This is a genomic window from Massilia antarctica (assembly GCF_015689335.1).
Classification (GTDB): Bacteria; Pseudomonadota; Gammaproteobacteria; order Burkholderiales; family Burkholderiaceae_D; genus Telluria_A; species Telluria_A antarctica.
The window spans coordinates 6,853,051-6,872,004 of the sequence record NZ_CP065053.1; the positions used below are offsets into that span (position 1 = coordinate 6,853,051).

Consider the following 18,954-nt stretch of genomic DNA (forward strand, 5'->3'; position numbering starts at 1 on the left):
ATCATCACAGCAGGCCTCGCCTTCCGTGCTTCTTGCATGCCGGAGCGATGCCCGGAGCCCTTGATGCCAGCATCTTTTCAATCTCATTCCGCCCCATCCCGGCACCCGGAGCCAGGCGCATGTCGACCATCCTGATCGTCGACGACCGGCCGTCGAACCGGCGCTACCTGAGCGCCCTGCTCGGCCACACCGGCCACCGCCTGCTCGAAGCGTACGACGGCGCGCACGCGCTGGCCCAGGTGCGCGCCGAGCGGCCCGACCTGATCATCACCGATATCCTGATGCCGGCCATGGACGGCTACGAATTCGTGCAGCAGTTGCGCGCCGACCCGGACCTGGCCGCCACCCGCGTGATTTTTTATTCAGCCGTCTACGCCATGAGCGAAACGACCGCGCTGGCGCGCAGCTGCGGCGTGACCCGGGTGCTGGCCAAGCCGGCCGACCCGGACGACATCCTGGCCGCCGTGCACGGCGAACTGGGACTGGTGGACGGCCCGGTGCCCGAACAGCTCCCCGTTCCCGGCAAGGATATGCCCAGCCCGGGCGAGGACATGAGCAGCAGCATCGACGACGCGCTAGTGTCGGCGCGCCAGGCGCTGGGCGCCCTCTTGCAGCGCCATGGCGCCACCAATGCGGCGCTGGAGGCGGACCTGGGCGCCCTGCTGGGGGAGCGCATGAACGGCTTGCGCAACCTGGCCGCGCGCCTCGGCGCCATGGAAGACATGAGTCTGCGCATGACGGGCGAGCGCAATGCGGATGCGATGATCGGCGTGTTCCTGCAGGCGGCGGCCACCATCCTCGATTGCGCCTGCGTGGCCGTGTGCCTGCTCGACAGCGGCGAGCAGCGCGTGCGCCACCTGGCCGCGCGCGGAGTCGACAGCGCGCTGCTGGCCGCGCGCGCGCTCGATGCGCACCAGTTGCCCGGCGCCCTGCTGCTGCAACCACTGGCGCTGCGCCTGCAGGAGGGCGCGGCGCTGCCCGACGGCCATCCGGCGGTGCATGGCTTCCTGGGCCTGGCGATCCGCGACCGCAACCATTTGTACGGCTGGATGTACTGCGCCCGCGCGCGCGGCGCGGCCCCGTTCAGCCATGAAGATGAACGCATCGGCGTGACCCTCGGCGCCCAGCTGGCGGTGGCGTACGAAAATATGGGCCTGTACGAAGTGGTGCAGCGCCACGCCGCCCAGTTGCAGCTGGAAGCGGCGGCGCGCCTGCAAGCCGACCGCGCCCTGCGCGACAGCGAACAGCGCTTGCGCCTGTCGGCCCGCATTTTTGAAAGCACGCAAGAGAGCATCATGATGACCGATGCGATGGGCACCATCATCGCAGTCAACCCGGCCTTCGAGCTCATTACCGGCTACAGCGAAGCGGAAGTGGTGGGACGCAATCCGCGCCTGCTGCAGTCGGGCCGCCACGACAGCGCCTTTTACCGCGCCATCTGGGCCAGCCTGGCCACTAGCGGCCAATGGCGCGGCGACATCACCAACCGGCGCAAGAACGGCCAGGTGTACCCGGAGCGGCTCAGCATCAATGCGGTGCGCGGGGCTGGTGGCGCGATCGACGCGTATGTATCGGTATCGAGCGACATCAGCGCGCTCAAGGCCGCCCACCACCAGGTCGACTTCCTCAGCAACCACGATCCATTGACCCTGCTGCCGAACCGCGCGGTGCTGGTCGAGCGCATGCAGCAGGCGATCGCCTCGGCGCGCCACGGCGACCGCCAGATCGCCCTGCTGCTGTTTAATATCGACCGCCTGCAGCGCATCAACGACAGCCTGGGACACGAAGCCGGCGACGCCCTGCTGCGCGAAGTGGCGCGCCGCGCCGGCATGCTGGCCGGTCCTGCCGACGCGCTGGCGCACCTGGGCAGCGACGAATTCGTGCTGCTGCTGACCGAATGCCTGGACTCGGACGCCATCATCGTGGCAGTGCGGCGCCTGATCGACGAGATCGCGCTGCCGTTCCAGGCCGACGGCCATGAACTGATCGTCACCACCAGCGTGGGCATCAGCATCTACCCGCGCGACGGCGCCAACCCGAGCGAGCTGCTGAAAGCGGCCGACGTGGCGCTGTCGCACATGAAGGATGCGGGACGCAACGGCTTTCGCTTCTTCAAGGGCGAGATGAACGCCCACGCGCTGCGCTGGATGGCGCTCGAAACGCACCTGCGGCGCGCCATCGAACGCAAGGAACTGTCGCTGCACTACCAGCCGCAGGTGGCGCTGGCCAGCGGCCGCATGTGCAGCATGGAAGCGCTGCTGCGCTGGAACAGCCCGGAACTGGGCCAGGTAGGACCGGGCGACTTCATCGCGCTGGCCGAGGACACGGGCCTGATCCTGCCAATCGGGAACTGGGTGATCCGCGAAGCCTGCATGCAGAACAAAGCCTGGCAGGACGCCGGCCTGCCGCCGCTGAAGGTGGCGGTCAACGTGTCCGCGCACCAGTTCACGGCCGGCACGGTGCCCGCCGTGGTGCGCGAGGCGCTGCGCGAGAGCGGCCTGGCGGCGCAGTACCTGGAAGTCGAACTGACCGAAAGCGTCATGATGCGCGACAGCGAGGCGGCCGAAACGCAACTGGCCGAACTGACCGGCATGGGCGTATCGATCTCGCTCGACGACTTCGGCACCGGCTACTCCTCGCTCGGCTACCTGTCGCGCTTCATGCTCGACAAGCTGAAGATCGACCAGAGTTTTGTCCGTAACATCATCAGCGACCCGCGCAGCGCCGCGATCGCCCAGGCCACTATCGCGCTGGCGCACGGGCTGTCGCTCGCGGTGGTGGCCGAAGGCGTGGAGACAGTGGAGCAGCTGGCATTTTTGCAGCGCATCGGCTGCGACGAGGTACAGGGCTACCTGTTCAGCCGTCCGCTGGCCGCCGACGCGATGGCGACCTTGATGGCGTCCGATGCGCGCCTGACCTTGCCACCGCCGGTAGGTGTTTTGCCAAAGGAGTAAAATCCGCGCTCCACCAAACATATTGCAGAGACGCCGATGACCAAGTATTTCGTTCGATCCGCCTGTGCGGCTACCCTCCTGATGGCGTGTGTCTTCGGCGCCCAGGCCGCGATCAAGCTGGGCGACGCGATACCGGCAGGGCCGCAGGTCAAGGTGGGCAAGCTGGCCAACGGACTGACGTACTACATCCAGAACAACGCCAAGCCCGAGAAAAAACTCGAACTGCGGCTGGTCGTCAAGGCCGGCTCGATCCTGGAAGACGAAGACCAGCAAGGGCTGGCCCACTTCACCGAACACATGGCCTTCAACGGCTCGACCAATTTCAAGAAACACGAACTGATCTCGTACCTGCAATCGATCGGGGTCAAGTTCGGCGCCGACCTGAATGCCTACACCAGCTTCGACGAAACGGTGTACATCCTGCCCATCCCCACCGACAACCGCGACAACATCGACAAGGGCTTCCTGGTGCTGCAGGACTGGGCCGGCGGGTTGACCATGAACGCGGCCGACATCGACAAGGAACGCGGCATCATCCTGGAAGAGCTGCGGCTCGGCAAAGGCGCCAACGACCGCATGAACAAGGTGCTCATGCCGAAGCTGTACAACGGCTCGCAGTACGCCCGGCGCCTGCCGATCGGGCAGGAACGCATCATCAAGGGCTTCAGGCATGAGGCTATCCGGCGCTTCTACAAGGACTGGTACCGGCCCGACCTGATGGCAGTGGTGGTGGTGGGCGACATCGACCCGCTCGATGCCGAGCGGCGCATCAAACAGCATTTCGGGCAGCTGAAAAATCCTGCCAGGGAGCGCGCGCGCACTTACGCCGCCATTCCCACGCGCGCCCATACCGAGGCGCTGGTCGTCACCGACAAGGAAGCGACCGCCAATGCGCTGCTGATCCGCTATCCGGTGAAGGAAGCGATCGACAAGGGCACGTTCGGGGCCTACCGCGAAAAGCTGGTCGAGGCGCTGTTTACCGGCATGCTGGGCCAGCGCATGCAGGAACTGGCGCAGCAAGCCGACCCGCCGTTCATGGCCGGCAGCAGCTCGGTGGGCAAGCTCACGCCGCGCTACAACTCGTACAACGCCTTCGCCGCCCTCGGCAAGGGCGGCGCCACGCCGGCCATCGAGGCGCTGATCCAGGAAAACGCGCGCACGCGCCAGTTCGGCTTCAGCGCCCAGGAATTCGAGCGGGCGCGCAAGAACATGATGCGCCACTACGAACTGGCCTACAACGAACGTGACAAGACCGATTCGAGCAGCTATGTCGGCGAATACGTTCGCAACTTCCTCGAACAGGAAAGCATCCCTGGCATCGAGAACGAATTCGCCTACGTGCGCGAACTGCTGCCGGCGATCACCCTCGACGAAATGAACCGCTACGCGCGCGCCACCATTCCGGCCGACTCGGCCAAGCTGGTGGTGTACATGGGCAGCACCAAGGGCGATTCCCCGGCGCCGAGCAGCGCCCAGCTGCTGGCGGCGGTGGCGGCGGCCGAAAAAGTGACAGTGAGCGCGCTGGAACAAAAGACCCTGGCCACGGAGCTGATGGACAAGCCGCCGGCGGGCGGCAGCATCGTCGCCCAGAGCGAAGACAAGGTGCTGGGACTGACCAGGCTGACCTTGTCGAACGGCGTGAAAGTGATCCTCAAGCCGACCGACTTCCGCAACGACGAAGTGATCATGAGCGCGGCGCGCTTCGGCGGCCAGACCCTGTTCGGCGATGCCGACATCATCAACGCGCGCTACGCGAATGCGGTGGTAGGCACGATGGGCCTGAAGGACCACTCGCCGCTCGAGCTGCAGAAAATTTTGGCGGGCAAGGCCGCCACGGTCAACGTCACCTTGGGGAACCATGTGGACGGCATCACCGGCAGCACCGCCAACGACGACATGGAAACCATGCTGCAACTGGTGTACCTGCGCATGACGGGCGTGCGTCGCGACGAGGGCCTGTACAAGTCCTTCGTCGGCAAGCAGATGGAGGCGGCGCGCAATGCGATGGCGCAGCCGGAATCGGTGTTTCGCGACACCCTGGTGAGCACCCTGTACCAGGACAATCCTCGCGTGGGCCGTACGGCGCGCCCGGGCGACTTCGACAAGCTCGATCTGGAACGCGCACTGGCGGTCTACCGCGCGCGCTTTTTCAGCGCGAAAGACATGACCTTCATTTTCGTGGGAAGTTTTGACATGGCCAAGGTCAAGCCGCTGCTGGCGACCTACCTGGGCGCGCTGCCGGTAGGCGATATCGAGATCGGCTACAAGGATGCCGGCGTACGTCCGGTGCGCGGGGTGGTGAAAAAGGAAGTGCGCAGCGGCTCGGAAGCGAAGAGCAGCGTGTCGCTCAATTTCAGCGGCGAGGCGCCGTACTCGGACGACGAAGCGATGCGTTTCCAGGCGATGCTGGAAGTGATGAACATCCGGATCACCGACATCCTGCGCGAAAAGCTGGCCCTGATTTACGGCGGCGGCATGAACGGCAGCTTGAGCAAATACCCGTACGAGAATTATCTGATCACGGCCTCGCTGCCGACCGGGCCGGCCAATGTGGACAAGGTGATCGCCGCCGCGATGGCCGAAATTGCGCGCATGAAGGAGCAAGGGCCGGACCTGGGGGACTTGAACAAGGTCAAACAGAACTGGCTGCAGAACCACCAGAAATCGCTGCGCGAGAACGGTTACTGGATCAACCGCCTGCAGGCGGCCGAGCTGCAGGGCAGCGATCCGCACGAGATCCTGGCGTATCCGAAGAAGGTGGAGGCGATCACGCCGGAGCAGCTCAAGCAGGCCGCGCGGCGCTACTTCGACATGAACAATTACGTGCAGCTGGTGCTGTATCCGGAAAAATGATGCGCCGCGCCCAGCTCCTTACTTGAGATAGCGCTCGAACCACCCCACCGTGCGGGCGCGCTGGTCGCGCTGGTGTTCGGGTTTGCGGATCGCGTGGCCTTCGCCATCGTAGACAACCAGCGCGGTGGGCGTGCCCATGGCGCGCAAGCCGTGCCAGAACTCCATCGACTGCACCGGCGGCGTTTCGACGTCGCGCTCGCCCACGTACAGCAAGGTTGGCGTCCTGGCGGCCTTGATCGATTCGATCGGCGAGGCGGCCCGGTACACGGCCGGGTCGTCGTAGGCCGATGCGCCGAAGAAGGGAATCATCCACTGGTCGATACCGTTCTGGCCGTAGTAGCTGATCCAGTTGGCGATGCCGGCGCCGGCCACCGCGGCCTTGAAGCGGTCGCTGTGCGTGACGCCCCACATGGTCATGAAGCCGCCGTAAGAGTGTCCCATCAGGCCGAGGCGGCCCGCGTCCACCGGCGCTGTCTTGAGCACGGCGTCGACGCCGGCCAGGATGTCGCGCCAGTCGCCGCCGCCGAAATCGCGTTTGTTGGCGCCGCTGAAGGCAATGCCCTGGCCGAAGCTGCCGCGCGGATTGGGCAGGAACACGTAGTAGCCCTTGCGCGCCAGGTCGCGCAGCAGCGGGTTGGCCTGTTCGCCGCCGGAGACGAAGCGCGGCGAGGCTGCCGATGCGGGTCCGCCGTGCACCTGTACCACCATCGGATATTTTTTACCCGGCTCGGTCGCCAGCGGCGCGAGCAGCCAGCCCTGCATTTTGAAGCCCTCGTTGGTCCATTCGACGCTGGTGGCGCGCACCTGCGGCGCGAAGCCATCGTTGTCGCGCGTGATGGCGGCCAGCCGCGGCAAGCGTCCGGCGACGATGCGTGGCGCGCGCGCGAAATCTTCATGCACGGAGGCGGCGATGGCGCCATCGGCGCTGAAGACGAAGCGTCCCTGGCGCGAGCCGGCCGCGCCGACGGCGCCCGACCACAGGGTGCGCGTGCTGCGTTTGGCCGGGTCGATGCTTAGCACCGCGTGCTCGCTGCCGACCAGCGCCGAGGCAATCAACTGCCTGCCCTGCCAGGCCAGCCCGTTGAAGGAGCCGGCCAAGCGCGGGGTGACGTTGTGCGGCTCGCCGCCGGACAGCGGCACGGTATAGACGTCGCCGCCGACCGCGCCGAAGTCACTCATCATGCCTCCGATGAAGGCGACGCTGCGCCCGTCGGGCGAGACGCGCGGAATATTCATTTGCATCTTTGGCGATGCCAGCACCCGCAGCGCGCCGCTGGCGGCATCCACGTGGCCGAGGGTGGCGACCCACCAGTTGTTGTCGCCATTGCCCCTGGCGCTGGTGACGACGAAGCCTTTGCCGTCCGGGGTCCAGTCGTATTCGTAGATGTAGCTGTCGGGCGGGGAGAGCATGGTCAGTTCGCCGCCGCGCGGGGCGATCAAGGCCAGGCGCTGGGCGTCTTCCTGGGTGCCGATTTCACCGATCTGGCGCGCGCCCGCTTCGACCGCGCCGGCGAGCTTTTTCGCCCCAAGGGTGGCCAGCAAGGATATCAGCTTGCCGTCCGGCGACCAGCGCGCGGTGCTGGCCACGCCCTTGATCGAGGCGACCGGCATGGCGCCCGCGGAGCCGGCGACGTAGACGGTGGCGCTGCCGGCCCTTGTGTCGGCGCTGATGAAGGCCAGCGATTGCTGGTCGGGCGACCAGGCCGGATGGTCGTAGATGCAGGTGGCGCAGGGGTCGTACTGGGCCAGGATGGCGCCGCTGGCGGCGTCGCGCACGACCACGATGGCGTGTGGGCGCAGCGGCAGGCCGCCCGGATCGAGCGATTCGAGGGTGGCGATGCGCTTGCCGTCGGCGGTGATGGCCAGGCCGCGGTAGTCGCGCAGGGCGGCTGGCTCGGCCAGCGCGGGAGCGGCGGCGGCCATCATGGCGGAGAACACGATTGTGTGCAGGTGTGCCATTGGAGTGCTGTTGTGTGTGAAAGACTGGATCGCCTAAGGTCCTACCCGCACGCCGGAACTGACGCCGAAAATGGTTATAAAGCAGCCGGGGCGGCGCCGTCAAGGCGGATTTCGGCATACATTTCGCCCTCCTCGTCCAGGCCGGTTTCAACGAAGCCCAGGCTGGCGTAGAAGTCTTTTGCCGTCGGGTTCGTTGGCCAGTAGCAAATCTGGATGACCCTTGCATCGGGACGGCTGCGGATTTCGTCGAGCACCAAGCCGATGGCGCGCCGCCCGTAGCCTTTGCCCTGCTCGCCGCTGTCGACCATGAAGCGGTAGATCGCGTACGCGCCCGGCTCGCCTTCGTCGGCGAGCGACACGTACATCAGGAATCCGATAGGCTTGTCGTCGAGATAGATGGCGCGTGTGAAAAAGCTGTCGGGGTAAAAACTTGCTTGCGCGATCGAATAGGCGTTGCTGGCGAGGTAGTCTTGCTGCTCAGGGAGCAAGGGCAGCTCGACAATCGTGTCGAAATTGTCTTCGGTTACGGCTTGCAGGGTGATCATCATCGGCGGCTTTTTTTGGATTGCGCTGGAGCGCGGTTGAACCAGGTGGCAGCGGCGCGGCCGCGCGGGCCGGCCGCGGAAAATGATGCCGGTCAGGCCTTGCCGACCGAGAGCATGCGCTCGACGTAGCGGGCGATCAGGTCGATTTCCAGGTTGACCTTGCTGCCGGCACGCAAATGCTTGAGCGTGGTGACGGAAATGGTGTGCGGAATCAGGTTGATCGAGAAACGGCACAGCTTGCCCGAAGCGAGGTCCAGGTCTTCCACCCGGTTGACCGTGAGCGAGACGCCGTTGACGACGACCGAGCCCTTGAATGCAAGAAATTTGGCCAAGTCGTGCGGGGCGTCGATGACCAGTTCCCATGATTCGCCGACGGCCTCGAAGCGGTGCACCAGCCCCAGCCCGTCGACGTGGCCGGATACCAGATGGCCGCCCAGGCGCTCGGCCAGGGTCAGTGCTTTTTCGAGGTTGACCTCGCCGGGCACATCGAGGCCGGCCGTGCAGTTGAGGCTTTCGCGCGAGACATCGACCTTGAACGCCGTGTCGGTCCTGGCAACCACGGTCATGCAGGCGCCGTTGATGGCGATGGAGTCGCCCAGGGCGACGTCGGCCAGCGGCAAGCCGCCGGCATCGATGTCGAGCCGGACACCCGCATCGAGGCCGCCTTCGATTGCTTGGACGGAGCTGATCTTGCCGACGGCGGCGACGATTCCTGTAAACATGCTGGTCTATTCCTTGGTGTGAGTGAAGCGGGCGAGGATGCGCAGATCCTCGCCCAGCGGGTGAACGTTGTGAAAGCGCAGGCGTTGTTGCTGGTCGAGGCTGCTCAAGGCGGGCAGCGCGAACATGCCCTGGGCTTCGCCCAGCAGGCTAGGCGCCAGGTAGACGAGCAGTTCATCGACACAGCCCTCGCGGATCATCGATCCGCCCAGCCTGGCGCCGGCTTCGACGTGCAGCTCGTTGATCTCGCGCCGACCCAGTTCGCGCATCAGGGCCGGCAGATCGACCTTGCCGGCTTCGTTGGGCAGCAGGATAACGTCGTGCCCGGCGGCGCGCAGCACGGCTTGCCGGGCGGGATCGGGCACGGCAGCCACGATCCAGCAAGGGGCGCCCGCCAGCACGCGGGCGGCGGGATCGATCTCGAGCCGGCTGTCGACAATGATGCGGCGCGGCTGGCGCGGGGTATCGACGCCGCGCACGGTCAATTGTGGGTCGTCGGCCTTGACGGTACCGATGCCGGTGAGAATGGCGCAAGCGCGCGCGCGCCATGCGTGGCCGTCGGCACGCGCCTCGGGTCCGGTAATCCATTGGCTGGCGCCATTGTGCAGGGCCGTCATGCCGTCGAGGCTGGCGGCGGTCTTGAGGCGGACCCAGGGCACACCGCGCTGCATGCGTGACAGGAAGCCGACATTGAGTTCGCGCGCTTCGGCCTCATGCAGGCCGGAACTGACGGCGATGCCGGCGGCGGCGAGCTTGGCCAGCCCCTGGCCAGCGACCAGGGGATTGGGGTCGACCATGGCGGCCACGACCCGGCCCAAGCCGGCCCGCACCAGCGCCTCAGAACACGGTGGGGTGCGTCCATGATGGTTGCACGGTTCGAGGGTGACGTACGCGGTGGCGCCGCGCACGTCGTTGCCGCGGGCCTCGGCATCGCGCAGGGCATCGATTTCGGCATGGGCCTGGCCCGCCGGTTGCGTATGCCCGGCGCCAATGACCACGCCGTCGCGCACGATGACGCAGCCGACCCGCGGATTGGGCGAGGTCGTGTACAGCCCTTTGGCGGCCCAGTCGAGGGCCAGTGTCATGGCGGCAGAATCGGTAAGTAATTGCACGGATATCCCAGCGTAAATGGCTGACCGCGATTTTACGCCAAGACAGCCGTTCCCGCCCGCTGGGCGTACCGGCGGCAACGCCTGCCCGCCGGAACAGGCCGGGAACGCCCGGCAAAACCTCTCGACGCAGCTCCAACAGATGAGAGAGCGGGAAAGCGAAAGGACGGCCTGGTGATTGTCCGCCCGCCGCTCGTGGCTGATGCGCAGTCCGCAGAATCGATGAAGCCACATCCACGGACGTGGTATTTGGCGCCGGGCTTGCCTTTACTGGCCGGATGTGGGCCTTTGATTTGCGCTCGTCTTGCCGAGAGCCGCCTCAGCAATGAGCGTCTGGGCAAGGCTCGCGCGCGCCTTGGCCGCATAGTGACGGCAGGCGTCGGCATCGATGAAGGCGGCATTGCCGAGTGCCGCCTGTTGAGCCTTGCGCTCCCACAGGCCGCCAGCTTCCGGATGCGCAGAGACGAGGACGTCGCAAGGCAGCGCTTCGATGGTGACGGACGAGCGCTCGACGTCCGCCTGCGCCTGCGGGTAAAGCGGATTACCGCTGAAACGCAAGCCTTTGGCGGCTAGCGCAGTCAGGCTGTCGGCAAACACGACATTCACGGTCCGCCCATTTTCTTCGGCTTGCCAGGTCCAGCTGGTTCCGCCTTTGGTGTGTCCTGGCGTGAAGTGCGCGGTCACGGCCAGCGGCCCGAGGTGGATGGTTTCGCCGTCACGCACCACGCGAGTGTGTGCGACTGGTGACATGGGAGTCAAGTTCGGATATTGCGCATCGGCCCGATCTGGCTGACCGCTCTCAAGCACCAGGACCGCGGCCGGACTGGCCAGCACGGTTGCACCGCTCAGCTTCTGCAAATCCGCGATGGCGCCAGCATGATCCTGATGGGCGTGCGAATTGAGGATGTAGCGGATATCTTCAACCCGGAAGCCCAGCTTGCGAATATGCGCCACAACTTGGGCCGCTGCCTCGGGGCCGCCGGCATCGACGAGGATGTGTCCCGCGGACGACGTCATCAGCACAGCACTTATCCCGCCCGTGCCGACGTAATAGGTATTTCCAAGCAATCGGAAAGGGTCTTGCGGCGCATACCAGTCTGCCGCACTGGCAGCGGTGAGGAATGCTCCTAAGAAAAACATGGAACACCCGAGAAGTTGCTTTTTCATTTTTGTTCTGAGAATAATTGAAGGATGCCTGTCCCGGTGACGACATCACAGCACGCGGCGATTGATCAGCGTCAGCGCCACCATTGAAGAGATCCAATTTGCTCCGCTATCCAAGGATTGGGACGAGTTTGGGTCCACTTCGCTCATTATCTGCATTGCCAAGATCGTTCGGCAACCGCGGCAAGCGGATTATGAATGTACTTCCCATACCGGTACCCTTGCTGGCAGCAGCGATCGACCCTCCGTGTAGCTCCACCAAACTCCTCGCCAAGGCAAGTCCAAGACCTAGCCCCCCCTGAGCTCTGTCGGGCGTACGACGCCCCTGCACGAACAGGTCGAATAAGTGTGCCAATAGTTCCTCATCCATGCCAATGCCTGTGTCTGACACGATCAATTCTGTTTCGCCCACATCGGCACGCAAGCGCATATTGATGGTGCCGCCATTTGGTGTGAACTTGTTGGCGTTGACGAGGATGTTAGCCACAACCTGGACGATGCGTTTGCGGTCGGCCATGACAAGCACTGGTTCGCGCGGGATGTCGAGCTGCAAGCTTTGATTGCTAGCTTGGACACGCGAGGCAATCTGCTCTGCGGCATCAGTTAAGATCGCACGAAGATCGAGCACGGACGTGTCGAGAGCGATCAGACCCCGCGTGACCCGAGCGACGTCAAGCAAATCGTCAACCAGGCCAGTCATGTGCCGTACTTGCCGCTTGAGGACACCAGCCACATGTTGCACCCGTTCAGGATCGTTCGCGACGATTTTGAGCACCTCTGCAGCTGCGCTGACAGGCGCGAGCGGATTTCGCAATTCATGGCCGAGCATCGCAAGGAATTCGTCCTTCGCACGGTTGGCTTCGGAGAGTTTTGTTACCAGGACTTCTCGCTCACGGTGCAGTTGTACCAGCAAGTGGCGTTCGGTCGCGTCGCGTGTGAAACAACGGGTGTAGCGCAAGTGGCCATTCTCGAAGCAACCGTTTGAACTGATGACCACATGCTGGATTGAGGCGTCCCTGCGATTCAGCCGCGCTGGCTCGTCAAGCAAAGTTTGTCCTTGCTGCAGGCGGGTCAGGATGGACGCGATGACATCGGAGTCGGTATGGAACTCCGAGATGTGATGCCCCACATATTCATCCCATCGGTAACCGAGCATCGCTAGTTCGGCCTTGTTAGCCCATAGGATCGTACCGTCTGGTCCAACGCGGTGCAGGGCTTCGGCAGCGTTCTCCAGGAAGTCCATTAATTCCCGCTCGCGGTCCTGCAGTGTCGCTTCCGCTTCTCTGCCTCGGACAACCTCACAGCGCAGAGCATGATTCTCCTGCTGCAGGATGGCGAGCTGTCGAGACACATCTGGATCGCTCTTCTCTAGAGCCTGGATCGAATGACAGACTTGGTCATGCGCGAAGCAAATGCGTTGAAACGCAGCAGCGTCTCCGGGCCTCGAAAATTGTTGCCATGGGTAGGCACAAAAAAGCGCAAACCGGCATTCCCGAGCCAAGCTGTTCCACAGTTCTTCAAGCCGCACTGCTGCGTTATACAGGCCGCGGGAACATAGTACAGCGACCATTTCACCAAACGCGTGAACTACTGTTCCAGAATCACAGGCACTGCGGACGACACTGCCGACCGTGCGGTCAAACAGCCGCTCGTCCGGCCAGTCGTCGACCATGAACAGCGCTAGCGTGTCTTCCGCATTCAGCACGATCAGGTGCTTTAGGGGTTGTTCCTCGCCGTTCAAGGAAGCCAGCCCTTGCAGCTGATCTTGCAACGCAGTTATGTGATCGTTGGTAGCAATGACAATTGCCGTGCCACTAGTGCGCAATCCCTGCTCAATGAACTCGGCAACCTCGCTCAGAAGCGTGACCTCGTCTTGGTAGAAGCGTACGAAATGAGGTGGAGGATGAGATTGATGGAGAGTCGGATTTTGGCGTTGCGTGGACATACGTGTCCCCTTACATTAGCGCAGGTAACACACCTATAAAAGAGCAATTGTACCAGCCGATACACGTCAAAATGTGACAATTGCTCCCCAGATCACACCCGGTTTGATTTTGCGCTACCGATACCCGATTGATTTGATCTTGTGATGTCCGCTTTTGGCCGATAGCGGACGGCCGGAATAGCTAAGTGTACGCGGTTGTTGCTCTCGTCGCAAGTATGAGGTTTTATCAAGCGTTCTAAGGCTCTTCCTCTTCGCCAGCGCAGTCGGCGCCGTCGCGCGCGGGGTCGCACACGCGGGCGCGGCCGAGCATATTGATCTTGATGCGGCGCGTCTGTCCGTCCTGGAACAGCGAAAGCGTACCCCAGCGCGCGGCGGCGCTGCTGTTTGCGCTGCAACTGCGCCCGGCAGGGTTGTAGGCAAGGTAGTCGGGCAATTTCTGGCTGGTGAACACGGCGCTGACGACGATACCGCTCCCGACCGGGCCGTGCATGGAAACCAGTTCGTCGGCGGCGCCAGGCCGGCGGTCGCCGTCGCGGTCGACGAATGCCACCCAACCCAGGCTCCAGTCGGCGCCGCCAGGGTCGGCCGGTGCGAGCATGACGCGCTGGCCGCGCGCCATCGCTTGCGTGCGCGTCATGTCGATGGCGCCGGCGAGGTCGTTCACCGCCGCGTTGAACCGGTAGTGGCGGATCAGCGCGCGCACGTCGGGCATGGCGACGGCGAGCACGATGGCGGCGATGAACAGCACCGTCATCAGCTCGACCAGCGAAAACGCCTGCACGGGGCAAGCCCGCGCACGGTTCATGGCCAGCAACCGGCGGCGGCGCCGCTGGCCGTGTGTTCGCCCCCGCTGCTCAGCGCCAGGGTTTTGCAGTCGCCATCGCGGAAGGTGGAGTCGACCCGGTCGGTGCCGGGGATGGCTTCGATGACGATGCAGCGCGTAATCGTCTGGCCCGGACAAGGCTGGCCGCGCAACTCGTAGGCGCTGGACTTGGCGCTGCCGCTCGACCACCACTTGAAGTGTGCCTGCTCCGGGCTGCCGGCGTCGGCCGAAAACGCCAGGTAGCTATTGTGCTGGGTGTAATAGCGCTCCTGCTTTTGCATCAGTTCAAGCAGGACCGCCTGGGCTTCGGCGCGGCGCGCCTTGATGATGAAGTCCTGGTAGCCGGGATAGGCCAGCGCGGCCAGCACGACGACGATCGTCATTACAATCATCGTTTCGATCAGGGTAAAGCCTTGGCTGCGTTTCATTGCCGACTCCCTTCGCTCAGTGGTCATTTTTTCTTGCTGGCGTCGTGCAGGTCTTGCCAGTTGGGTATTTCGCGCCAGCCAAGGCGGCGCGACGGGAACCTGACGATGACCTGCTGCGTCGACGCAGCCTTGCCGCCTTCCTGCGGGCGCACGATGGCGTAGGTGTGGACTGCCTCGGCGCGTCCGGTGGCGGTGGGCACCCCGCTGTCGACGCCGGCCGCGATCATCAGCGGCGCCACGCCGGCAAGGGCGGCGTAGCGCTCGCCCGTGCTTTCCCCGGAACGGGCCACGCCGTCGGGGCCGATGGCAAAGCCGCTCAGTGCGTCGATCACGTAGCTGCGCGACGCCGGCCCGGTGCACAGGTCGGCGCCGGGCAGCAAGGTGTCCACGATCAAGGTTCCGGCCCTGGACAGCGGGCTGGCGACAACCCGTTCGCCGTCCAGCGCGGTCTGGGGGAAATCGAAGAACCAGCCCTTGGGAGAGTCCGGCGCTTCCGGCCCGCCGAACTCGATATGCGCGCCGGTGACCGTGTAGCGCGCCGTGCCGGTCAGGGTGCGTGGCGCGAGCCGGGCGCGCGACAGGGGCGGCAGCGGCTTGCCGGCGGCGTCGTGGACGGCGTAAAACGATTGCGGCAGAAAGCTGCTGCGCTCGGTATCGGCCTGTTCCAGGAACTTGCCGGTGCCGAACAGCACCAGGTAGCCGCCGCCGGGGGCGAACACGATGCGGGGCGCGTGCGTCATCGGCTGGCGCCGCCCGCCGGCGTCGCGCGCGTCAAACAGGGGCGAGACGGCCGAACCCCATGGCGCCGGTCCGCTGAAATCGACACGCCACAGCCGGCCCTGCAAGTCGCCCGCGTAGGCGTGGCGCACGCTGCTGTCGCCGGCCATGGCCAGCGCCGGGGGCGACAGCGCGTTGGCCAGTGCACGGTCGGACGCCGGCGCATCGAAGCGGTAATAGTTGACGCCGCGCCGCCAGCGCTGCGAGGCGGGCTTGTCGGGCGCGAGCAGGAACAGCGCGCCGTCGCCATCGGCGCTGCCGTTGTTGATGCCGCTGCTGACAACGACAAAGTCGCGGTACAGCGGCACGCCATCCTTGACGGCGACGCGAAAGCGCGCGACCAGAGGCGGCGCGGCCACATGGCCCATGGCCGGGTCGTCGCGCTCGGTAAATTCCCACAGCGCGCCCAAGCCAGCATGGAAGGCGGCGGGGTCGGAGATATCGAGCGCAAACACGCCGCGCGCACCCATGCCCATGCCGGACGCGAGGATGGTGCGCCAGCGCCCGTCCACCAGCGCTTCGCCGCTGCCGGCGCTGGCGTCGACATAAGGCCGGTGGCGCACGCCAGGGCTGGCGAGGAGCGGCAGCGCGGGCAATAGCGCATTGGGCACATAGGCGAACAGTTCGGCGCCGCTGGCCGTGTCGAAGGCGTGCAGCATGCCATCGTTGGCGCCGACGTAGGCCACCTCGGGGCGCGCATGGTGGCGCCGGTAGAAATCGGCATAGGCCGGGTCGGAGCGCGATGCCGGCGGCGGCCCGACCAGCAAGGGCACGCTGTGGACGATGTCGCCAAGCACGCTTGCGCGGCGGCGGAAAACGCCACCCTTGCGCCCTTCCTCCATGCCGCGTTCGCCGCGCAGGAAGGCGGTGCGGGCTTCGCCCAGCCCGTCCGCCGCGCCACCGGCGAGGGAAACGTCGAGCAGCGCACGCGAGTCTTGAGGCAGGCTCGGCCATTCAAAAGGAATCGTGACCGTCTTGTCCGGCCGGTAGTCCAGGGTATAGATCTTGCGCGCCGCCGGGTTCAAGGGTGGCAGCGGCGGCGCTGCGCTGGCGTTCCCGCTCAGCAGGTCGGAAGCGTCCCAGTCCGGCGCCGGGGCGATGGCCGGTTCGCCGCCCTTGCCGATGGCCAGCGCGCGGCGCTGCAGAGTGCCGCTTCCGGCGGCCAGGTCGTGACTGGCCTGGAGGATGAAGCCGCGTCCCTTGACCACCGGGCTGACCACGGTGGCGCCCGGCGTCGCGCCGCCGGCATTGCCGGCCGCGGCGAACAGGGCGTCAATGGCCGGCCCGATCGCATGCGCGTCCCGCGCGGCAAAAAAGCCCGCCGGGGTGCTGCCGTCGGCGCTCCATTCGGTATTGTCGTGCCGGTTGCCGGAGGTGATGAAGGGATTGCCATCGTCGTTGCGGTCGGTGAAGGCGCCATATTTGGCGGCCAGGTAAAGTGCGCTCGCGCCCTTGTCCGATTCAGGGCCGAGCTCGAGCGCGATGCTGCTGACCGTGACGGGATTGTCGCGCCGGATCGGGTTGGTGTGCGCCCAGTACGCCGCACCGGCCAGATACAGGCTGCCCGCGCCGTCCGGGCCGTCGTTGCGCAGGTCGAGCCCGCTCAAGTCCGGCCTGGGCGCGCCGTTGCCGAAAACGCCGCCGCGGTCAGCTTCCATGTCGCCCACGCGGCGCGTTGCCTGCATGACGTCGAAGCGGACCGGAGCGAAGGTGTCGACGGCGCGCGCGGTATCGTTGTGGTCGGTCCTGGTGTTGCCGGGCACATGACGGTCGTCGATGAAAGCAGTGTGGCCGATGGTGGCGATGACGTTGCGCTGGCAGGCGGCGCTGACCGGGTCGGCCCGGCTCGACCACGCCGGCAAGCCGTCGCCGGGAGCTACGCCCGCACCGACGCCAGGTTCGCGCCCTTGCAGGTAGCGCAGGGCTTCGTAATACAGCTCGGCCCCGGGATCGCTGGCCGCATAGCTGCCGGCAGTGGCCGGATGGCTCCTGCCCGCCAGGTTGATGGCCGCGATCGTGCCGCTGGCCGCGCCGCTGCTGCGGTCGGGATTGGGCACGAGCACGCCGGTCGTGGCGTTCCATTCGGCGCGCTGGTTGGCCTGCGCTTCATGGCGCGCATCGAAGGCCTTCTCGCCGATGAACTTGAGCGGCGCGCGCAGGACTCCGCCGTCCGGCGCCGCGCCTTTCTCGCGCATCGCCGCCAGATATGCCATGAGGCCGATGCGCACCGCCCCCGCATGCCGCTGTAGCGCACCCTCCGGCTTGTATCCGGCGCCGTAGGGATGGCACAAGCCGGGCCGGCTGGTGCTGTCGTCGACGTTGCAGACCCGTACGCGCGCGAGAAATTCGCCATGGAATTTGTCGGAGACCAGCCGCGCGCCGCTGGCGCCGTAGCGGGGCGAATCGCAGTTGCCGCCCTTGCCGGTGCCGCTGAACAGTACGCGGTTGCGGCAGGACACGATGTACAGGTCCGCATTGCCGAACGGCGTCAAGGTCGCGCTGTCCGCCGCCGCCAGCTTCTTGCGCGGAAAATGCCGCGGATGGGCGTAGAAATCGGGATGGACAGCGCCATCGGGCAGCCATGCGCGCTGCAGCACGGTGATGCCGGGCTCATCGATGACACGGTCGCCCCCGGTCAAGCCCAGGCGCACCAGGTCGAGGGTGGATGCCGCGGCCCAGTTGAGCAGGTTGCCGCTGAAAGAGTCGCCGCCGCAGCGGTGCGCATCGGCCGGCCCGGCGGGCGAAAAATACCCGTTGCGCTCATCCAGGTCGGGCTCGCGCACGGAGCGCGAGTGCGCCCTGGTCGGGTACTGGTAGCACAGGCGCGGATTGAAGTAGCCGGGATAGTCAAGCCCGTTCGCGTACTCGCCACGGTAAGCCGCGCCGGCATCCTCGAACGTGAGCGACAGGTTGAGCAGCAGATTGGGCGGCAACTGGCCGGGCGCGCCGAGCACGCCGTCGGGCAACACCAAGGGCGGCGCGGCCCATGCCAGGCAGGCGCCACAAACGAGCACGAGTGCCAGCAAATGGCCGACGCAGGCGCGCAGCGGCTTCATGGCGCCTCCTCCGGCACGGCCTTGAGATAGAACGATTGCAGCACCACCCGGGTAGTGTCGAGCGCGCCGAAGCCGATGGCGGTGATGCGGTAAAAGTTCGCCGGCGGGCGGGCGGCATCGGCGCCGGCCCGGGTGGGTGGCAACAGTTCAATCAGGTAGCGCGGCAGCTTCAGTGGCAAGGTGCCTTTGCCCGATGGCAGTCGCGCGCCCGTGAAGCGGCCGTATTCGACCCCGCCCGGCACCGGTCCGTCATTACCCGACAGGTCGGCGCCTTTCCACGCCGCTCGCGCGGGCACATGCCGGCACAGTCCGGCATTGACCTCGGTGTCGGCTCCGCAACCGTCGACGAAACCGAGCGCGCTGCCACGGGCAAACAGCGCCGCGCGCCCCGACAGAGGATCGCTGCCGCCTTCGATATCGCGCTCGGCATCGGCCAGCGCGGCCTCGGCCGCCTGGAAGGCGATGTGCCGGTCGCGCTCGTGGCGGGCGGATTTTTCGCCGTCGAGCGCGTTGCGGGCGGCGGACACGCCGATGATCATCAGCGCCAGCAGCACGAACAGTGCCGTCAGCAGGACGGCGCCATCCTGGCGGTCGAGGAGGTGGGGAGCGTGCGTCATGACA

General features: G+C 65.7%; 12 protein-coding genes. 2 read left to right on the top strand and 10 right to left on the bottom strand.

Annotated features, from left to right (window positions below):
* Positions 1-119: 119 nt before the first annotated feature.
* Both IV454_RS30065 and IV454_RS30070 read left to right on the top strand, forming a co-directional pair.
* Positions 120-2,954 carry a two-component system response regulator gene (locus IV454_RS30065; RefSeq protein WP_229521920.1) on the top strand — a complete coding sequence of 945 codons (2,835 nt, stop codon included), beginning with the start codon at positions 120-122 and terminating at the stop codon, positions 2,952-2,954.
* Between the two features lie 36 nt (positions 2,955-2,990).
* Positions 2,991-5,807: a M16 family metallopeptidase gene (locus IV454_RS30070; RefSeq protein WP_206089286.1), complete on the top strand. Its 2,817-nt coding sequence runs from the start codon at positions 2,991-2,993 to the stop codon at positions 5,805-5,807.
* 18 nt (positions 5,808-5,825) lie between these two features.
* On the opposite strand, the gene IV454_RS30075 is transcribed toward IV454_RS30070, so the two are convergent.
* From IV454_RS30075 to IV454_RS30120, 10 genes are all read right to left on the bottom strand, one after another.
* A complete protein-coding gene (locus tag IV454_RS30075; protein WP_206089287.1) occupies positions 5,826-7,766 on the bottom strand; it encodes a S9 family peptidase in 1,941 nt (646 codons plus the stop codon).
* A 74-nt stretch (positions 7,767-7,840) separates the two neighbouring features.
* Entirely contained in the window at positions 7,841-8,314 is a 474-nt protein-coding gene (locus IV454_RS30080) for a GNAT family N-acetyltransferase (protein WP_206089288.1), read from the bottom strand.
* Positions 8,315-8,403: 89 nt separating this feature from the next.
* Positions 8,404-9,033: a riboflavin synthase gene (locus tag IV454_RS30085; protein ID WP_206089289.1), complete on the bottom strand. Its 630-nt coding sequence runs from the start codon at positions 9,031-9,033 to the stop codon at positions 8,404-8,406.
* A 6-nt stretch (positions 9,034-9,039) separates the two neighbouring features.
* Positions 9,040-10,116: a bifunctional diaminohydroxyphosphoribosylaminopyrimidine deaminase/5-amino-6-(5-phosphoribosylamino)uracil reductase RibD gene (ribD, locus tag IV454_RS30090; RefSeq protein ID WP_206092909.1), complete on the bottom strand. Its 1,077-nt coding sequence runs from the start codon at positions 10,114-10,116 to the stop codon at positions 9,040-9,042.
* 291 nt (positions 10,117-10,407) lie between these two features.
* Positions 10,408-11,307 (bottom strand): subclass B3 metallo-beta-lactamase, encoded by a 900-nt coding sequence (gene bla / locus IV454_RS30095; protein ID WP_206089290.1) that lies wholly within the window; start codon positions 11,305-11,307, stop codon positions 10,408-10,410.
* A gap of 106 nt (positions 11,308-11,413) precedes the next feature.
* Entirely contained in the window at positions 11,414-13,249 is a 1,836-nt protein-coding gene (locus tag IV454_RS30100) for an ATP-binding protein (RefSeq protein ID WP_206089291.1), read from the bottom strand.
* Between the two features lie 235 nt (positions 13,250-13,484).
* The gene (locus IV454_RS30105) at positions 13,485-14,054 is read right to left on the bottom strand and encodes a GspH/FimT family pseudopilin (RefSeq protein ID WP_206089292.1); all 570 of its coding nucleotides are present in this window, start codon (positions 14,052-14,054) and stop codon (positions 13,485-13,487) included.
* A complete protein-coding gene (locus tag IV454_RS30110) occupies positions 14,051-14,500 on the bottom strand; it encodes a type IV pilin protein (protein ID WP_206089293.1) in 450 nt (149 codons plus the stop codon). The genes IV454_RS30105 and IV454_RS30110 overlap by 4 nt, the downstream gene beginning before the upstream one ends.
* Before the next feature lie 23 nt (positions 14,501-14,523).
* A complete protein-coding gene (locus IV454_RS30115) occupies positions 14,524-18,333 on the bottom strand; it encodes a pilus assembly protein (RefSeq protein ID WP_206089294.1) in 3,810 nt (1,269 codons plus the stop codon).
* A complete protein-coding gene (locus tag IV454_RS30120; RefSeq protein ID WP_229521921.1) occupies positions 18,330-18,950 on the bottom strand; it encodes a pilus assembly PilX family protein in 621 nt (206 codons plus the stop codon). The genes IV454_RS30115 and IV454_RS30120 overlap by 4 nt, the downstream gene beginning before the upstream one ends.
* Positions 18,951-18,954: the final 4 nt, after the last annotated feature.

Excerpts from the sequence above, each read along its gene's own strand:
- bla (WP_206089290.1), bottom strand. The coding sequence starts at position 11,307 with ATGAAAAAGCAACTTCTCGGGTGTTCCATGTTTTTCTTAGGAGCATTC.
- IV454_RS30105 (WP_206089292.1), bottom strand. The coding sequence starts at position 14,054 with ATGAACCGTGCGCGGGCTTGCCCCGTGCAGGCGTTTTCGCTGGTCGAG.
- IV454_RS30075 (WP_206089287.1), bottom strand. The coding sequence starts at position 7,766 with ATGGCACACCTGCACACAATCGTGTTCTCCGCCATGATGGCCGCCGCC.
- IV454_RS30115 (WP_206089294.1), bottom strand. The coding sequence starts at position 18,333 with ATGAAGCCGCTGCGCGCCTGCGTCGGCCATTTGCTGGCACTCGTGCTC.
- IV454_RS30080 (WP_206089288.1), bottom strand. The coding sequence starts at position 8,314 with ATGATGATCACCCTGCAAGCCGTAACCGAAGACAATTTCGACACGATT.
- IV454_RS30120 (WP_229521921.1), bottom strand. The coding sequence starts at position 18,950 with ATGACGCACGCTCCCCACCTCCTCGACCGCCAGGATGGCGCCGTCCTG.
- IV454_RS30070 (WP_206089286.1), top strand. The coding sequence starts at position 2,991 with ATGACCAAGTATTTCGTTCGATCCGCCTGTGCGGCTACCCTCCTGATG.
- IV454_RS30110 (WP_206089293.1), bottom strand. The coding sequence starts at position 14,500 with ATGAAACGCAGCCAAGGCTTTACCCTGATCGAAACGATGATTGTAATG.
- ribD (WP_206092909.1), bottom strand. The coding sequence starts at position 10,116 with ATGACACTGGCCCTCGACTGGGCCGCCAAAGGGCTGTACACGACCTCG.
- IV454_RS30100 (WP_206089291.1), bottom strand. The coding sequence starts at position 13,249 with ATGTCCACGCAACGCCAAAATCCGACTCTCCATCAATCTCATCCTCCA.
- IV454_RS30065 (WP_229521920.1), top strand. The coding sequence starts at position 120 with ATGTCGACCATCCTGATCGTCGACGACCGGCCGTCGAACCGGCGCTAC.
- IV454_RS30085 (WP_206089289.1), bottom strand. The coding sequence starts at position 9,033 with ATGTTTACAGGAATCGTCGCCGCCGTCGGCAAGATCAGCTCCGTCCAA.